This is a genomic window from Duganella sp. CF458, assembly GCF_900113115.1.
GTDB lineage: Bacteria > Pseudomonadota > Gammaproteobacteria > Burkholderiales > Burkholderiaceae_D > Rugamonas.
Genome location: NZ_FOOF01000007.1, coordinates 65404 through 83338 on the forward strand (window position 1 = coordinate 65404; position 17935 = coordinate 83338).

Genomic DNA, 17935 nt, shown 5'->3' on the forward strand with positions numbered 1-17935 from the left:
CGCCCCGTTAAACTATGTTCCAATAGGCACGGTTTCGCAGGCTTTTTACACTCTCTAACATCTGTCAATGAGCACTCCCGCACTCGTTTCCGCTTCCCGCTTTTACCAGCGCTGGCTGGCCGCCGATCCCGCCCGCCAGGCCAAAATAGATGCTTTAGCGCAATTATCGCTTGCCTCGCTTAACTTTGCCGATGTTTTGGCAAGCGAGCAGGGTGAGCTGCCGCTGGCGCGCGGCATGCGCCGCCTGCGCAACCTGGTGCTGGCCACCCTGATCCGGCGCGACCTGGAAGGCAAGGCCGACCTGGATGAGGTGGTGACCACCATGACCCGGCTGGCCGATTTCGTGATCCAGCGCCACCTGGCGGAGCTGGATGCGGCCATGCGGGCAGCGCACGGGGTGCCCGTCGGCGCCGACTCGGGCAGCGCGCAGCAAATGATGGTGCTGTCGATGGGCAAAGGCGGTGGCGGCGAACTGAATGTGTCGTCCGACATCGACCTGATCTTCGTCTATCCGGAAGACGGCGAAACCGCGGCCGGCCCCGGCCAGCGCCAGCTCTCCAACCACGAGTACTTTGTGCGCCTCGGCAAGCAGCTGATTGCCGCCATTGCGGAAATCACGGAAGACGGCTTTACCTTCCGCGTCGACATGGCCTTGCGCCCGAACGGCGCTTCCGGCCCGCTGGCGGCCAGCCTGGGCATGGTGGAAAATTACCTGATCGTGCAAGGCCGCGAATGGGAACGCTACGCCTGGGTCAAGGCGCGCGCCGTGACCGGCCGCCCGGAAGACATCGCGGCGCTGGACGCCATCGTGCGCCCGTTCTGCTTCCGCCGTTACCTCGACTTCGGCGTGATCGACGCCATCCGCTCCATGCACGCCCAGATCCGTGCCGAAGTGGCGCGCCAGGAAAGGCTGCATCCGGAGCGCAGCCACAACGTCAAGCTGGGCCGCGGCGGTATCCGCGAGATCGAATTCCTGGCCCAGGTTTTCCAGCTCATCCGCGGCGGGCGCGATCCCGAGCTGCGCGGCCGTTCCACCCGCGGCACCCTGCGCCAGCTGCCGGATAAGGGATTGCTGGGCGCCGACGTGGTGGCGCGCCTGATGGACGCCTACACCTTCCTGCGCAACCTGGAACATCGCCTGCAATACATCGACGACGCCCAGACCCACACCCTGCCGCCCAACGAAGCCGACCGCCTGGCGGTGGCGCAGATGATGGGCTTGCCCGACGTCGCCACCATGTTGGCCGAAATGGATGCTCATCGCCAGTACGTGGCCGAGCAATTCGACGCCATCTTCGCCGATAAGAGTGGCAACGGCAGCGAAGATGTCGACCCGGCCACCAGCAACGAGTGCGCCGATCCCGACAACCGCGAAGCCATCGAAGCGCGCTTCACCAGCCTGGGTTATGAAGACCCGGCCGCCGCTGCCCAGCGCCTGATCGCCACCTGGCAGGCACCCAAGCTGGCCAGCCTGCCCGACGCCAGCCGCCAGCGCCTGGTGGCCCTGGTCAACGCCGCCCTGCCCCAGATCGCCCGCGCTGCCGAGCGCAATAGCGCGGGCAGCAAACTGGGCACGCTGGGCCGCCTGCTCGACTTCCTGGAAGCGATCTCGCGCCGTTCCTCCTACCTGTCGCTGCTGACCGAATACCCGCATACGCTGGAACGCGTGATCACCATGATGCACGCCAGTGGCTGGGCCGCCAAATTCCTGACCCTGCACCCGATCCTGCTGGACGAGCTGCTGGACGACCGCATCCTGAGCGCCAGCTTCGACCCGGAAGCCGCGGCAGCCGAACTGGAGCGCCAATTGGCCACCGCCCCCGGCGATACCGAACGCCAGCTGGACATCCTGCGCGAAGTGCACCACGCCCAGTTGTTCCACCTGCTGGCGCAAGACCTGGCCGGCTCGCTGACAGTGGAAAAACTGGCCGACCACCTGTCCGCCCTGGCCGACGTGATCGTCGCCGCGGTGGTGAAAGCCGCCTGGCAGACGGTCGCCAAGCGCCACTTGGAAGTGCCCAGGTTCGCCGTCATCGCGTACGGCAAGCTGGGCGGCAAGGAACTCGGCTATGTATCCGACCTCGACGTGATTTTCCTGTTCGACGACGAAGACCAGGACGCGCCCGGCTTGTACGCCAAGCTGGCACAGCGCTTCATCACCTGGATGACCTCGCACACCCCGGCCGGCATCCTGTTCGACATCGATACCGCGCTGCGGCCGGACGGCGCCAGCGGCATGCTGGTGTCCAGCGTCGGCTCCTTCGACAAATACCAGCAGGGCTCGGCCTGGCTGTGGGAACACCAGGCCCTGACCCGGGCCCGTTTCTGCGCCGGCGATGCCGCCATCGGCCAGCGCTTCGAGCAGATCCGCTGCCAGGTGCTGCGCCAGGCGCGCCCCGATGCCGCCGCCCTGAAACAGGAAGTCCTGGCCATGCGCCAGAAGATGCGCGACGCCCGCCCCAACCGCAGCGAACTGTTCGACCTCAAGCAGGACGAAGGCGGCATGATCGATATCGAATTCATCGTGCAATACCTGGTCTTGCAGCACGCCGCGCATTACCAGGAACTGACCGGCAATATCGGCAACATCGCCCTGCTGCACCTGGCCGGCCAGCTCGGCCTGGTGGACGCAGTGCTGGCCGGCTCGGTAGCCGACGCCTATCGCGACATGCGCAGGTGGCAACACCAGCTGCGCCTGCAAGGCCAGGACCAGTCGCGCGTGCCGCAGGAGAAAGCTGCACGGCACGCCAAAAACGTGCGCGACCTGTGGGAACGTATTTTCCACGCCACGCCTTAGGGCGGAAATCGCCGCAAATTCGCTGTTTATCCCACAAAGTTATTGAGCTATTAACTTTGTATCACTAGATTGTAGCCTGCGGGTCGTGCAGAACATGCATGACCCTCATCAGTGATAACAATGGGAGAATAAATAGTGAAGCGAATCCTGCCAAAACGCAGTGTCATCGCAGTAGCGTTGACCCTGCCTGTATCGCCTTTCCTGCTGGCCCAGGAAGCTACCGACAAACCGATCCCGAAAGTCGTCGTGACCGGTTCGAACATCGCACGCATCGAGTCCGAGACCTCGCAACCGGTGCAAGTCATCCGTCAGCAGGACATCAAACGCCTCGGCGTCAGTTCGGTCAAAGAACTGATGGACACCCTGACCTCGTCCGACCGCTCGGCCCTGACCGATGCCGGCGGCAGCAATTCCTTTGCCGGCGGCGCTTCCTCCGTGTCGCTGCGCGCCCTCGGCAAGCAATCGACCCTGGTGCTGCTGAACTCGCGGCGCGTGGCGCCTTATCCGCTGGCCGACTACAACGAAGTCTTCACCAACCTCGACTCGCTGCCGCTTGACGCGGTGGAACGCGTCGAAATCCTGCGCAACGGCGGTTCCGCCATTTACGGTTCCGACGCCGTGGCCGGCGTGATCAACGTCATCACCCGTTCCGACTATCGCGGCCTGACCGTCAGCGGCAGCTTCACCCGCTCCGTCGAGCAGCAGATGATCCGCAATGGCACCGTCAGCGTGACCGGCGGCATGGGCGACCTCGACACCGACCGCTTCAATGTCCTGGCCAACGTCGAGTACTACAAGCGCAACGGCGTGTTCTGGCGCGAGATTGTGGACGATATCAACCCGACTTATGGCGATTACTTTGGCGCGCTGGCGCCGAAGAGCGGCCAGATGTTCGGCAACCGCGGCCTGCCTTCCACCTTCAGCTTCCCCGGCAACCTGATCAACCAAGGCCCGCTGCCGGGCTGCACCACCTTGAATGCAGGCGGCCTGTGTATCTATGACCGCTTCAGCCGCTTCCAGGCCCAACCGGCCGCCGAGCGTGTCAACAGCCTGATTTCCGGCCGCTTCAAGATCAACGAGAGCACCGAAGGCTTTGCCGAAGTGCTGTATTCGCACACCACCACCGACTACGGCGGCGCGTTCGCCACTTACGGCTCGACCAATCCAGTTGCGGTATGGGGCGACCCAAGCACCGGCCAGCAACGCAAGTTCTTCTTCCGCATGCTGCCGGACACCCATCCGCTCAATACCAGCGGCGTGGAACGCGAACTGCGTTACCGCTTCGCCGACGATCCGTCCTACCGCAAATCGACCAGCGACCAATACCGTGCGCTGACCGGCATCAAAGGCACGCTGCCGAACAAATGGGATTGGGAGGGTGCCCTGGGCGTGATGGGCGGCAAGACCAAGGACCGCAGCCGCGGCGGCTTCTTCAGCGTCAGCGGTTTCAGGCAGGTCATCGGTGAAGACCGCAATCCGGACGACTTCCCTGACCCTGCCTTCTTCAACCGCGATTACAAGCTGGGCCAGATGAACTCGCCCGACGTGATCGCCAAGCTGTTCCCGGAGAACGGCTATGACGGCAAGATCACCCAGACCTTTATCGACCTGAAAGCCAACGGACAGGTCGGCAGCATCGGCAACCGCCCTGTCAGTGTCGCAGTAGGGGGCGATGTACGGCACGAAAAAATCCGCATCATGCCAACCGCCAACTTGTTGGCCGGCGATATCGTCAGCAATGGTGCTTCCGCTGCCAATGCCAGCCGCACCAATGAGTCGCTGTTCGCCGAAATCAGCCTGCCGGTGCTGGAAAAACTTGAGCTGATCGGCGCCGCGCGTTACGACAAATTCCCTGGTTTCGCCGGGCGCTTCTCACCAAAGGTGGCGGCGCGCTGGCAAGCCGCGGATTCCTTCCTGGTACGAGCGACCCTGGAATCGGGCTTCCGCGCACCGAACCTGACCGAAAGCGCGCAATCGAGCAAGTTCGCCTTCGATAACGGCGTCACCGATCCGAAACGCTGCAACCAGGCACAGGCACTGGCAAACGACTTGCGTGCACAGGCCGATGCGCTCCCACCGACCGATCCGCAAGTGGCGATTAATCTTGCGCGTGCCGATACTGTGGAAGGAAACGAGTGCGCCGCCGGCGTGGCGTCCATCGTGCGCAACAATCCGAACCTGAAGCCGGAAACATCGCAAAGCGCCACCGTGGGCTTCGTGTTGGAGCCGGTGAAGGGTACCTCTCTTGCGCTCGACTACTTCCGCATCGAACGCAAGAACGAGATCGGCTTGAAAAACACCTCCGAGCTGTTGTCGGCGGAAGACTCCCTGCCTCTGGGGACCATTGAACGCCTGCCACTCGCAGAAGACACGACCTTCACTGCCGCCGAACGCACGTTATATGGCGTAGGTGCCGGCCCGCTGGCATCCACCAACGGCATGTTCGAGAACGTGTCGAAGACCAAGACCAGCGGCGTCGACCTGGGCCTGGCTTCGCGCTTCACGGTGCCGGTCGGCCGCCTCGACATCAACGGCAATGCCACCTACCTGATCGACTTGCGCAACTTTGCACCGACGCGCAATGGCGGCAGCTGGGGTGACAACCTGGCCGGGCGCTATGGCTACTCCAAGTTCACCGCCAACCTGATGGCGGCGCTGACCACCGGCGCCTTCACCAACAGCCTGCGCGCGGTGTATTTCAGCCCGCAAAAGCTGCAGGGTGACTACTTTGACGAGGAATACACTAAGGAAGCTTGCGAAGCGAACGAATGGGGCTCGGGTGTATGCCGGGTCGGTTCCGAAGTGCGTTGGGACTACAACTTCACCTATACCGGCATCAAGAACCTGACGCTGTCGGTGAATATCCGCAACCTGTTCGACCAGCGCCCGCCGCTTGACCTGAAGGCCATCAACCGCGACGGCGGCGGCATCATCCCGCAAAACCTGGATGACGTGGCCGGCCGCCGCATCCGCCTGACCGCAGAGTACCGCTTCTTCTGATCAGGCAGCCATGGGCAGCGCATCGACCGATGCGCTGCCCAGGTAGCGGCCGCTGCTCACCGCTGGCCGCTGCGTTTCAATCGCATCCGCAAAGAACACGGCAGGATCCGCATGCAGCTCCATCACATGGCGCTGCAATGCCGGATACGCCGCCAGCTCCAGTCCCGCCTCGCGCTGCGCCCAGCGTACCGCCGCCACCAGGCAGGCATCGGCCACGGTGCGCTTGCTGCCGTCGATCCATTCCTGGCTGGCCAGTACTTCATCCAGCGCAGCACAGCTCAGCGCCATGCGCGCCGGGCCGCCATCGAAACCTTCATGCAGGTAGTCGAGCAGGGTGTCGAGCCTGCGCGCCTCCGCCGTGCCGGCGCGGTAGCCCAGCAGGTAGCGGCGCTGCTGGCCGATATGGCGCAGGATGCCGCGGCAATCGCGCAGCAGCTTGCCGCCCGCCTGCAGCACCGGTACCGGCAAGCCCGGCAGGTCGACCTGCACCAGGCGGTACGGCCGGCATAGCCATTCGAGAGCGACGATCACGCCGAATGCACAGCCCTGCGGTGCGCGGTGGTACAGGATGGTTTCCATGTGCTTGCCTCATTGTTCTTGTTGGGGATGAGGCATTGTCCAAGCAATATAGGACAATATCCGCCCTGTTTTCATGCAATGATGGCAGCATCATGTCAAAACCCGCCATCAAAGCCCTTTCCATCCTCGAACTGCTGCAGAGCCAGCGGCAGATCTCAGGCGCCGAGTTGTCGGAGCGCCTCGGCATCGACCGCCGCACGCTGCGCCGCTATATCGCCATGCTGGAAGAACTGGGCATCCCGATCATGGCCGAACGCGGCCGCTATGGCGGCTACATGCTGGTGCCCGGTTTCAAGCTGCCGCCCCTGATGTTCACCAACGACGAAGCATCGGCTGTGGCGCTGGGACTGATGGCGGTGCGCTCGCTGCGCCTGGCCGATACCGCGCCCTCGGTGGCCAGTGCGCAGGCCAAGCTGGAACGCGTGATGCCGCCGGCGCTGCAAGGCAGCGTGCAGGCGCTGCGCGAGACTGCGGTGCTCGACACGCCCGAGCAGCGCTGGACGTATTCGGGCACGGCCCGCCCTGCCCTGACCGGCGAGCTGACAGCGCTGGCGCTGGCGGCGCAGACCCAGCACCGCGTACGCTTCCGCTACACGCCGCAGGACGGCGAGTCAATGCAGCGCGAGTTCGATCCTTACGGGCTGGTGTTCAGCCATACGCGCTGGTATGTGGTGGGACTATGCCGCTTGCGGCTGGCGATCCGCTCGTTCCGGCTGGACCGCATCGCGGAAGTGGCCGAAACCGGCGCCGTGTTCGACAAGCCCGACAGCTTTGACGCCGCCGCGCAACTGCAGCACGCCATGGCGACCTTGCCCCGCCCCTTGTCGGTGCAGGTGCTGTTGCACACCGACCTGGCCAGCGCCGCGCGTGAAGTGGGACGCTATATCGGCCCGCTGGCCGCAGTGGAAGGCGGCGTGCGGCTGAAGACCACCACCACCAGCTATCGCTGGTTCGCGCGCATGCTGGCCTCATTCAACTTCGACTTCACCATCGAAGGCCCGGAAGAATTGCGCGAGGCCATAAAAGAAGAGGCGCGCCGGTTGGCGCGCCTCGCTAGCTAGCTAAACTGCTCCAGCTATTACCAGAACTTGTACTCGGCCGACAGGCGCAGTACGCGGCCGCGCAGCGGCAGGCCGAGGGTACGCACGTTGACGACAGACTGGCGGTTGAACACGTTGTCCACGTTGACGTAGATGCCCAGGTCCTTGATGCCGGTGTAGCCGAAGTTCGCGTCAAATACCACGTCCTTCTTGATGCGGCAGTAGTCAGCCGGGATATCACGTGCTTCGCAACCTTCCGCCGTGTTGTTCTCGTCGTACTTGTTGCTGATCAACTGGGTACCCGGACGGTAGGTCATGGCGCCACCGGCTTTCCATGGACCGCTGTTCCAGTTCGAGGTCGCGCGCACGGTGTAACGCGGGTTGCCGTACAGGCCAGCCAGGTTCTCCGTGAAGTCGTTCTCGACGGTGTCCCAGCTGCGGTAGTCGAGCTGGTAGTTGGCGCGCACAGTGTTGCGGAACTTGCCGTAGGAGCCCAGGTTGATCTGGTGGTTCAGCTCGAAGTCCAGGCCGGAAACCTTGGTGCGGTTCAGATTCTGGTAAGACATCGAGATGGCCGACATTGGACCGGTGGTATGTTCGATGCGCTTGCCCGACAGTTCGAACACGCGCTGCGACAGGTTGCGGTCGTCGTCGGTCACCGGCAGGCGGTTGACCAGGCCAGGTTTGCTGTCTTCCATGGCCAGGATCTGGTCGACGTCGAGGGTGCCGATTTCATTGCGGCGCTCGATGCGATAGTAGTCCAGGCTCATGGACAGGTCCTGGCTCGGCTGCCATACCACGCCGCCGTTCACGCTCTTCGACTTTTCCGGATCCAGGTCCGGGTTGCCGGCGATATCGACTGCGGCGCTGGCGGAGCAGCCTGCGTCGCGGGCACGAATCGCGTCGGCCTTGTCGACCGCGTTACCCTTCAGCAGTTCGTTGTACAGCTGGGTCGCGGTGGCGCAACGCTTCGGATCCTGGATGCGGTTCTGGAAGGCGGACAGCGCCACCTTGCCGGTTTCCGCAGCGTTCGGGGCGCGGAAGCCTTGCGACACGGTACCACGCACCATCAGGCTTGGGTGCAGCTGGTAGCGGGCGCTGAACTTCGGCACCACGTTGGCATCGGTCTTGCCGACCTTGTCCATGCGCAGCGCGCCGCTCAGTTCCAGGTCCTTGATCACGGGAGCCGACACCTCGGTGTAAGCGGCGTACATATTGCGGCCGCCGGTCACGTTGATCGAGCCGTAGCCGACCAGTTCCGCGTTGGCGATATTGTCGCTGACCCAGGAATCAAAGCTGTCACGGCGGTATTCCGCGCCAACCGCCACCTGCATCGGGCCGCCCGGCAATTGCATCACTTCACGCGATGCACGCAGATCGATGAAGGTTTGCTTCGACTTGCCGTTGAAGCTGTTGGTCGGGAACATGCGCTGCAGCAGCTCGTCGCTGTTCACCTGGCCGAATTTGTACTCGCCGCTCAGGACAGCAGCCAGGTAATTCTTGGCGTGCTTGGCGCCACGGCCTTCGGCATCCGAAGTGTTGGCCATGGTGCCGATGGCGCTGTTCCAGTCCCAACCGAAGTGGGTGCCTTCCAGGCCTGCCATGACGCGGTACTGGCGGGCATGCGCTTCGTTCTTGTACATTTCCAGCGAATCGGCATAGCGGTAGCGCAACTGGATCGGGAAGCTGTACGGGTTGTACGGGTGGCCCACCGGCAGCATCGGCTCGGTGAAGGACTCGAGCTGGCGGGTCTGGGCGTTGAACCAGCGCGACGGCGTGCCGGTGTACGACATGGTCGCCGGCGCATTGTAGAAGGTGGTCTTGGTATCCGACAGCGTGATTTCAGCGAAAGCGTTCAGGTTGTCGTTGATCTTCAAGCGTCCCGAGGACATGAAGTTGGCGCGATCGGCTTCGGCGTGCGCGCCAACGCGGGCCCATTGGTCGAATTTGCACAGGCCATCTTCCAGCAGCTCAGGCGCGCAGCCAGGTGCAGCGGTAGCGATCGACTTGCCGGCCAGCGAAGGGTTGGCTGGGTATGGGTTCGGGTATTTTCCGAAGTAGTTGCCTGGGGTCGAGTAAGTCGACTTCACGCCAAAAGTTGGGCTGACGTGGGTGATGTACCAGTCCGGCAGGCGGTTCTTGATCGCGCGGTCGTCATACGGGCTGCGGTGGAACAACTCCAGGTGGTTGAACACGTTCCAGCCTTGCGAGTTGAAGTCGCCCAGGCCCCAGGTGACGGAGGCAGTCTGATCACGATCCAGGTCGCCCTTGACCAGCGACTGGCGCGCACCGGCGCGCAGGGTCAGGCCGCTGAATTCTTTCTTGGTGATGATGTTGACCACGCCGGCAATGGCGTCCGAGCCGTAGATTGCCGATGCGCCATCCAGCAGCACTTCGACGCGTTCGATCACTTCGGACGGAATCGAATCGATGTTGACGAAGGTTTGCTGGCCGCCATCGGCGGTACCGAAGTTCGACACGCGGCGGCCGTTCAGCAGGGTCAGGGTCGAGCCCTTGCCCAGGTTGCGCAGGGACAGGCCGGTGGCGCCCGACGAGAACGAATTGCTGCTGGTGAGGTCGCTCAGGTCGCCGGTATTGGCGGTCAGGGTATCGACGATGTCCTTGACGGTGGACGCGCCCATGGCCTTGATCTCGTCACGGCCCAACACCTGCACCGGCGATGCGGTCTGCTCATTGATGCCGCGCTTGATGTTCGAGCCGGTCACAACCACTTTCTGGACAACTGGCTGGACGGTTGCGTCGGTTTGCGCGAACGCAAACTGCGAGCCTGCCAGGGTAAGCGCGACTGCGACTACGCTGCGCTTCAATACAAATTGCTTGTTCAACACATTCTCCCTAGATGTTTATTTATGCGTGCACCCTTTTGAGTTGCACCTTGGGAGTCTGCCATCGCGTTAATGTTTTTAGAAGGAATTGTTTAGCACAAAAGCAATATTGTGCGAGTTTGTTGGCAAATGACAACGAAAGTTTCGATAAGTGAAAGCTGGCCGATACAGAAACTTACGTTTTCCATACACAAAAAGCGCCCATATGGGCGCTTTTTGTGGTCGATGCAGGACGATCAGAAGGGATAGTGGTATCGGCTGCAGCCCATGAGGTCGAAGGTAGCGCAAGCCTCCTCGTCGCCGTACAGCGCGCAAGCTTCACGATAGCTGTAGCAGGTGTTGTAGTCAGGAATTGCAAGGGCCGTGGCCGAAGCGCCGACACCAATACCGAAGATGGCCAGGGCGATGGCTTTTTTGAAGGAGAGCGCCATCAGATGTCCCACCACCAGCAGTCCAGGCGCTCGAAGTCATAGCATGCTTGCTGGTCGCCCTCGTTGCATTGCTCCCACCATGCTTTGCAGGTTTCGTAGCCGGGGCGCGCCAGTGCAGCCGCCGAGGCGCCCACGCCGATGCCAAACAGCACCACGGCAATGGCTTTTTTATACTTCAGCATTTCATGTTCCTTTCAAATTAATATTTTCTAGGATTATGTCTCCGCGATATTTTTATCGCTGCGCCATTGTGAGGAAGATATTATATTCGGTCAACATTAATTGAATAAAAAACAAAAAGGGCGCCCACAGGCGCCCTCTTTTCACAACGAAGTGCGGATTACTTGGCGTTCATCAGTGCCACGGTGGTGTCCAGCATGCGGTTGCTGAAGCCCCACTCGTTGTCGTACCAGGACGATACCTTGACCAGCTTGCCCGACACCTTGGTCAGGGTGGCGTCGAAGTTCGACGAAGCCGGGTTGTGGTTGAAGTCGACGGAGACCAGCGGCTCGGTCTGGTAGGTCAGCACGCCTTTCAGTGCGCCTTCCGATGCTTCCTTCATGATCTTGTTGATTTCTTCAACAGTGGTGTCGCGCTTGGCGATGAAGGACAGGTCGACGATCGACACGTTGATGGTCGGCACGCGGATGGCGTAGCCGTCCAGCTTGCCGTTCAGTTCCGGCAGCACCAGGCCAACCGCGGCAGCGGCGCCGGTCTTGGTCGGGATCATGGACTGGGTGGCGGAACGGGCGCGGCGCAGGTCTTCGTGCATCACGTCGGTCAGCACCTGGTCGTTGGTGTAAGCGTGCACAGTGGTCATCAGGCCGGTTTCCAGGCCGATGGCGTCGTTCAGCGGCTTGACCAGCGGGGCCAGGCAGTTGGTGGTGCAGGATGCGTTCGAGATCACGGTGTCCGAAGCTTTCAGCACGCCGTGGTTCACGCCGTACACGACGGTCGCGTCAACGTCCTTGCCCCCTGGTGCGGAGATGATCACTTTCTTGGCGCCGCCTTTCAGGTGGGCCGAAGCTTTTTCCTTGGTGGTGAAGAAGCCGGTGCACTCCAGCACCACGTCCACGCCCAGCTCGCCCCATGGGATTTCAGCAGGGTTGCGCTGTGCGAACACGCGGATCGAGTCGCCGTTCACGATCATGTTGTCGCCTTCCACCGTGACGGTGCCAGGGAACTTGCCGTGGGCGGTGTCGTAGCGGGTCAGGTGGGCGTTCGACTCGGCGTTGCCCAGGTCGTTAATCGCCACGATCTGGATGTCCTGCTTTTTGCCGCCTTCGTAGAAAGCACGCAGGACATTGCGGCCGATACGGCCATAACCGTTGATTGCTACTTTGATCGTCATACTCGTTACTCCTGATGATAGAAATTAGATGACTGCTTTGACTTTTGCCACGACATTGTCGACGGTGAAGCCGAAGTGCTTGAACAGCACGCCAGCCGGCGCCGATTCGCCGAAGGTGTCGATACCGACCACGGCGCCTTCCAGGCCAACATACTTGTACCAGAATGCGCTGACGCCTGCTTCAATCGCCACGCGTGGCAGGCCCTTGGTCAGCACGGATGCCTTGTAGGCTGCGTCCTGGCGGTCGAACACGTCGGTCGACGGCATGGAGACCACGCGTACCGGGGTGCCGGCTGCCTTCAGTTCGGCGGCCGCTTTCATGGCCAGTTCCACTTCGGAACCGGTGGCGATGATGATGGCTTTGGCGCCGGCTTCGTCGGACAGCACGTAGCCGCCTTTGGCGACATTGGCCAGGACTTCAGCCGAGCGCTCGATGAACGGCAGGTTCTGGCGCGAGAAGATCAGGGTCGAAGGGCCGTCGGCACGCTTCACGGATTCGCCCCATGCCACCATCGATTCGACGGTGTCGGCCGGACGCCAGTTGTCCAGGTTAGGGATCAGGCGCAGCGAGGAAACGTGCTCCACCGACTGGTGGGTCGGGCCGTCTTCGCCCAGGCCGATCGAGTCGTGGGTGAACACGAACAGGGCACGCTGCTTCATCAGCGCGGCCATGCGCAGTGCGTTGCGGCTGTAGTCGGCGAAGGTCAGGAAGGTCGCGCCGAACGGGATGTAGCCGCCGTGCAGGGCGACGCCGTTCATGATGGCGGACATGCCGAACTCGCGCACGCCGTAGTTGATGTGGTTGCCCGGCACGCCGGAACGAACGGCGATGCATTCCTTCCAGTTGGTCAGGTTGGAGCCGGTCAGGTCGGCCGAGCCGCCCAGGAATTCAGGCAGGATCGGTGCCAGCGCCTGGATCGCGTTCTGCGATGCCTTGCGGGTGGCAATGGTTTCTTTCTTCTCGACGCAGGCGGCGATGGCGGCGTCCAGGGTTGCCTGGAAGTTGCCTGGCAATTCGCCCTTCATGCGGCGGGTCAGTTCAGCGGCCTCGGTCGGGTACTGGGCCGAGTACTTGGCGAACATCTCGTTCCAGCCGGCTTCGAACTGCGCGCCTTGCTGTTTGAAGTCCCATGCTTCCTTCACATCGTGAGGAATGTCGAACGGCTCGGCGCCCCAGGAAATGTACTCGCGCACCGCGGCGATTTCCTTGTCGCCCAGCGGCGCACCGTGCACCTTGTCGCCGCCTTGCAGGTTCGGCGAACCCTTGCCGATGACGGTCTTGCAGCAGACCAGGGTTGGCTTGTCGGATTTCTTGGCTTGTTCGATGGCGGCGGACAGCGCGGCGACGTCATGGCCGTCCACGTTCTTGATCACGTTCCAGCCGTAGGATTCGAAGCGCTTAGGGGTGTCGTCGGTGAACCAGCCTTCAACCTTGCCGTCGATGGAGATGCCGTTGTCGTCGTACAGGGCGATCAGTTTTTTCAGGCCCAGGGTGCCGGCCAGCGAGCACACCTCGTGCGAGATGCCTTCCATCAGGCAGCCGTCGCCCAGGAAGGCGTAGGTGTAGTGGTCGACAACTTCGAAGCCTGGCTTGTTGAATTCGGATGCCAGCAGCCATTCAGCCAGCGCCATGCCGACTGCGTTGGCGATGCCTTGGCCCAGCGGACCGGTGGTGGTTTCCACGCCCGGGGTGTAGCCCACTTCCGGGTGGCCCGGAGTCTTCGAATGCAGCTGGCGGAAGTTCTTGATCTCCTCCATCGGCAGGTCGTAACCCGACAGGTGCAGCAGCGCGTAGTGCAGCATCGAGCCGTGGCCGTTGGACAGCAGGAAGCGGTCGCGGTTGACCCAGGCCGGGTTGGTCGGGTTGTGGCGGTGATGACCGCTCCACAGTGCTACTGCAATCTCGGCCATGCCCATTGGCATGCCTGGGTGGCCGGAGTTGGCCTTCTGCACAGCGTCCATTGCCAGCGCACGGATTGCGTTGGCCATTTTGGTGAAGGGGAGCGAAGTTTTCATCGTGTATCGAGGAAGGTTGAGTATTTGGTGCACTGCGGCAGACGCCGCTTTCGGAACCCGATATTTTACCAGAGCGTGACACCAACGCTTAAAATTGGTGCAATTCAACCTTTCTCAAGTGACCATATGCCCCGTTTCCACGTGCCACAGCCCCTTGCCGCAGGCCAGCAATTGGAGCTGCCAGCCGACGTTGCCCACCATATCAATGTGGTGCGCATGGAGCCGGGCGACACGCTCACCATATTCAATGGCGATGGCGGGGAGTATACGGCAGTGTTGACAGAAGTGCAAAAGAAAAAGGCGTGGGCGGAGCTCAAGCTGTTCGATCCGCGCGAAGTGGAACTGCCCTTTGCCGTGACCCTGGCCCAGGCCCTGCCCGAAGGGACCAAGATGGACTGGATCATCGAAAAGGCGGTGGAACTGGGCGTAGCAGGCATCCAGCCGCTGGCGGCGCGGCGCTGCGTGGTGCGGCTGTCGGCCGAACGGGCGGAGAAGAAGCTGGAGCACTGGAATGGGATCGTGGTGTCGGCTTCGGAACAGTGCGGGCGCAACCGGCTGGCGCCGGTGGCGCCGCCGCTGGAATTCCGTGAATGGATTGCGCGCCAGGATTTGCATAAGCGCGTCATCCTGACCCCGCGCGCGACGGCATCGCTGGCGGACTGGGCAAGGCACCAGCCGGCGCAGGCACTCAGCATCATGGTCGGGCCGGAAGGCGGCTTTTCCGATGAGGAGGAGGCTGAGGCTTTGCGGCATGGCGCCCTGCCCTTGTCGATCGGGCCAAGGGTGCTGCGGACGGAGACTGCGGCGCTGGCGGCAGTGTCGATTCTTGCTGCGGCTTGGGGCGGGATCTGAAACCGGAAACCCGGGGTCCGACCCGCAGGGTCAGACCCCGATACGCGGCTGCCGCAGGCCAGGCGTCAGACGCTGCGGGCCTGACCCCGCCCTACCGGTTTAGAACTTGTAATTCCCCACCAGGTACAACTGCCGCCCCAGCGGATCGGTATACCGCGCATCAAACCCCATCTGGTTGCCGCCGCCCGCAATGCGCTGCGAGAACGGCGGCTCGCGGTCGAACAGGTTCTTGATGCCACCAGTCAGGGTCAGGTTCGCGTTGAAGCGGTAACGCGTCTGCCAATCCCACACCAGGTAATCGTCCACCTTGCGGTTCAAGGCCACGAAGTTGCCCGCCTCATCGCGCACCGCCTGGTTGCCCTCGCTGATCGGCATATCCTGGTAGCCCGACTTGTACACCCCGGTCAGCGAATGGGTCAGCACATCCGATTGCTTCCAGCTCGCCACCACCTTGCTGATCCAGCGGAAGGTCACCGTGTTATACGAGTCGAAGCGGCCCACGCTGTTTTCCACCGGATCGGTCGCCAGCGTCTGGAAATCAGCCTTCTTCATATAGGTACCGGTCCAGTTGAACGACAGCTTGCCCTGCTTATACGTATGGTCCCAATCGATGCCCTGGTAGTGCGACTTGGCCAGGTTGAACGGCGTCAGCGAAGCGGCCAGGGTGTTCTGCTTCTGGATCGGATCGTAGTAGGAAACGAACAGGCCCATATACTTGGCCGGATTATTGAACACTTCGTTTTCCGGCAGCTTGGAAATCTGGTCGCTGATCTTCACGTCCCAGAAATCGAAGCCGATCGACAACGCGCGGGTAGGCTCCACGCGCAGTCCGATGGAAGCCTGCCTGGAAGTCTCGGGCTTCAAGCCCGATGCGCCTGAATAAGGGTTGCCGCCATTGAGCAGGTTGTACTCCGAGTTGCCGTTACACAGCGGCAGCAGCGGGCCGGAGGTGATCGGGCATGGGTGCGCGTTCGACGAACCGCCGCCTTGCAGCGGGTTGGTAATGTCGGTCATCACCGGCGCCTTGAAACCGGTGCCGTAGGAGCCGCGTACCAGCACGCTTTCGGCCGGCCGCCAGGCGGCAGCCAGCTTGTAGGTGGTCTTGCTCGCCTCATTGCCCTTGGTCGCTGGAGCAATCAGCTTGCCGGTGCTGTCGAAGTTCATCTTGTCCTTCACCGCATCGTAGCTGTCGTAGCGCAGGTCGCCGGTCAGCTCCAGCCCTTTCACCACCGGCACCACCAGTTCTGCAAACGCGCCCCAGTTCTTGCGCGAAGCGTCGGTCGGCAGCGCGCCCGAAATGCCGCCGATCGGGCTGTCGGTGAAGCCAGGTTGCAGGCTGTTGGCGCCCATCGTGATCGCGCTCGGGTCGTAGACGTAGTTCTGGCGCAGGAAGTCGCCTCCCAGGGCCAGCATGGCGGAACCGCCCGGTGCTTCGAATACCGAACGCGAGCCGCGCAGGTTCACCACATCGATCTTGGACTTGGTTTCGTCCAGCTTCTGGTGCAACACGGCCGAAGCCAGCGCCGCGCGGGTTTCCGCCGTCGGCACGATGAAGGGGTTATAGGCGCCGGATGCCATCAGGGCGTCCAGCTTGTCGCTGCTGGTGTAGCCCGAGACCGCGTGGTCTTGCGCCATGGTTTCCGAGTGGGTGAAGGAGGCGTTCAGGTCCCATCCGCCCAGGCGTCCTTCGACACCGAAGGCCAGGTGCTTGGCCTCGGTCTTCCAGTCGTCGGTACGGCCGCCGGCATCGACCAGGCGCAGGCTCATGGTGGCGGAATTCACGGTGGCAGGATCGACGCCCAGCTTGACCAGGGCCGGCACCACATTGGCCTGGTACAAGGCGGAGTTGATGTCCAGCGACAGCGGCTGTGCCGGCGGCGCATAGCGCGCCGTGCTGGTGAACTTCGAGTACAGGCCTTCGGCAAAGAAGGTCCAGTCGGCATTGAGCTTGATATTGGTGGAAGCGAACAAGCCGTCGCGCTTCAGCTCCGGCAGCAACTCGACCACCGAACCGTAGTTGTACATGCAACGGTCGCCGACCTTGAAGGTGTTGGGCGCGCCGCATGCGCCGGTGTTGATCAGGCTGGGGTTGAACAGTACATTGCCGTTGCTGGTGCGCGCATTGACGTTGCCCGGAATCGAATTGGCCGACACCTGGTACAGCGAATAGCGCTTGCCACCTTCACCGAATTCATGCACGCCGCCGGGCGCGGCGAAGCGGCGGTCGCTGGCGCTCAGCTCCTTCTGCGTATCGTGGCTGTAGGCCAGCAGCACATTGAAGCCGTCGGTCTCAAGCTCGCCAAAGCCCTTGGAGATGGCGACATTGGAGGTTGCGCCTGCGCTGCCCTTGGTGGGACGATTGTAGGTCAGCTCGAGGTGGGCGTCGGTCTGGTTTTTCTTCAGGATGAAGTTGACCACGCCGGCAATCGCATCGGAGCCGTACAGCGCGGAGGCGCCGTCGGTCAGGATTTCCACCCGCTCCACCGCCGCCAGCGGGATCGATGCCAGGTTGACCGCCGAACCCGAGCTGTAAGGGGCGATGCGGCGCCCGTTCAGCAGTACCAGCGTGTAGCCGGTGCCGATGGCGTGCACCGAAGCGGTTTGCACGCCGCCGCCGCCGCCGTTGATCGACGCCGCCGACGTGACAAAGCCCTGCATCGAGGGCAGCGTGGCGACCAGGTCGGCCACGGTGGTAGCGCCGGTCTGTTCGATCTGCGCCTTGGACAGGGTCTGCACCGGCAGCGCGCCTTCAACGGCAACACGCTTGATTGCAGAGCCGGTGATCTCGACCCGTTGGATGTTCTCCTCAGCCATCACCGGCAGCGCTGCAACGCCCAGGCCGGCCATGAACATCAGTCGCACCGAGCGCGACAGGATGGTTTCTTTCATCATCGTTTCCTCTTTGACTCTCTGTTTTTGTACTTGCCGCGGTTGCGGCTTGTTTATCAGAGCATGTCAATTGGGCAAGGAATAATGAAAAAAGCGAATTGTGCCGGAGTCGACAGGAAGGCAGCCGCTAATCG

The 17935-nt window shown here is 62.4% G+C and carries 11 protein-coding genes; 4 read left to right on the plus strand and 7 right to left on the minus strand.

What is annotated here, in order from left to right; translation table 11 throughout:
• Positions 1-67 precede the first annotated feature (67 nt).
• Both glnE and BM269_RS12245 read left to right on the plus strand, forming a co-directional pair.
• Positions 68-2797: a bifunctional [glutamate--ammonia ligase]-adenylyl-L-tyrosine phosphorylase/[glutamate--ammonia-ligase] adenylyltransferase gene (gene glnE, locus BM269_RS12240; protein ID WP_090437304.1), complete on the plus strand. Its 2730-nt coding sequence runs from the start codon at positions 68-70 to the stop codon at positions 2795-2797.
• A 135-nt stretch (positions 2798-2932) separates the two neighbouring features.
• Positions 2933-5797 carry a TonB-dependent receptor plug domain-containing protein gene (locus tag BM269_RS12245; protein ID WP_090437305.1) on the plus strand — a complete coding sequence of 955 codons (2865 nt, stop codon included), beginning with the start codon at positions 2933-2935 and terminating at the stop codon, positions 5795-5797.
• Here the strand turns inward: BM269_RS12245 and BM269_RS12250 are convergent, their stop codons facing one another.
• On the minus strand, positions 5798-6376 hold the full coding sequence (locus tag BM269_RS12250) for a glutathione S-transferase family protein (protein ID WP_090437306.1): 579 nt from the start codon (positions 6374-6376) through the stop codon (positions 5798-5800).
• A gap of 92 nt (positions 6377-6468) precedes the next feature.
• Here BM269_RS12250 and BM269_RS12255 point away from each other — a divergent pair, with 92 nt between their 5' ends.
• Positions 6469-7437: a helix-turn-helix transcriptional regulator gene (locus BM269_RS12255; protein ID WP_090437307.1), complete on the plus strand. Its 969-nt coding sequence runs from the start codon at positions 6469-6471 to the stop codon at positions 7435-7437.
• Positions 7438-7454: 17 nt separating this feature from the next.
• Here BM269_RS12255 and BM269_RS12260 read toward each other — a convergent pair whose 3' ends face one another.
• The 5 genes from BM269_RS12260 to tkt all read right to left on the minus strand — a co-directional run bounded on the left by BM269_RS12260 (position 7455) and on the right by tkt (position 14060).
• Positions 7455-10262, minus strand: a complete 2808-nt coding sequence (locus tag BM269_RS12260) for a TonB-dependent receptor domain-containing protein (protein WP_170860359.1) — start codon at positions 10260-10262, stop codon at positions 7455-7457.
• 236 nt (positions 10263-10498) lie between these two features.
• Positions 10499-10693 carry a hypothetical protein gene (locus tag BM269_RS12265; RefSeq protein ID WP_090437309.1) on the minus strand — a complete coding sequence of 65 codons (195 nt, stop codon included), beginning with the start codon at positions 10691-10693 and terminating at the stop codon, positions 10499-10501.
• The gene (locus tag BM269_RS12270; RefSeq protein WP_090437310.1) at positions 10693-10875 is read right to left on the minus strand and encodes a hypothetical protein; all 183 of its coding nucleotides are present in this window, start codon (positions 10873-10875) and stop codon (positions 10693-10695) included. Before BM269_RS12270 ends, BM269_RS12265 begins: the two co-directional genes overlap by 1 nt.
• Positions 10876-11033: 158 nt before the next feature.
• Entirely contained in the window at positions 11034-12044 is a 1011-nt protein-coding gene (gap, locus tag BM269_RS12275; RefSeq protein ID WP_028100703.1) for a type I glyceraldehyde-3-phosphate dehydrogenase, read from the minus strand.
• A gap of 24 nt (positions 12045-12068) precedes the next feature.
• On the minus strand, positions 12069-14060 hold the full coding sequence (gene tkt, locus BM269_RS12280) for a transketolase (RefSeq protein ID WP_090437311.1): 1992 nt from the start codon (positions 14058-14060) through the stop codon (positions 12069-12071).
• A gap of 126 nt (positions 14061-14186) precedes the next feature.
• On the opposite strand from tkt, the gene BM269_RS12285 reads away from it, so the two are divergent.
• Positions 14187-14912, plus strand: a complete 726-nt coding sequence (locus BM269_RS12285; RefSeq protein WP_090437312.1) for a 16S rRNA (uracil(1498)-N(3))-methyltransferase — start codon at positions 14187-14189, stop codon at positions 14910-14912.
• Positions 14913-15011: 99 nt separating this feature from the next.
• Here the strand turns inward: BM269_RS12285 and BM269_RS12290 are convergent, their stop codons facing one another.
• Entirely contained in the window at positions 15012-17804 is a 2793-nt protein-coding gene (locus BM269_RS12290) for a TonB-dependent receptor (RefSeq protein ID WP_090437313.1), read from the minus strand.
• Positions 17805-17935 lie beyond the last annotated feature (131 nt).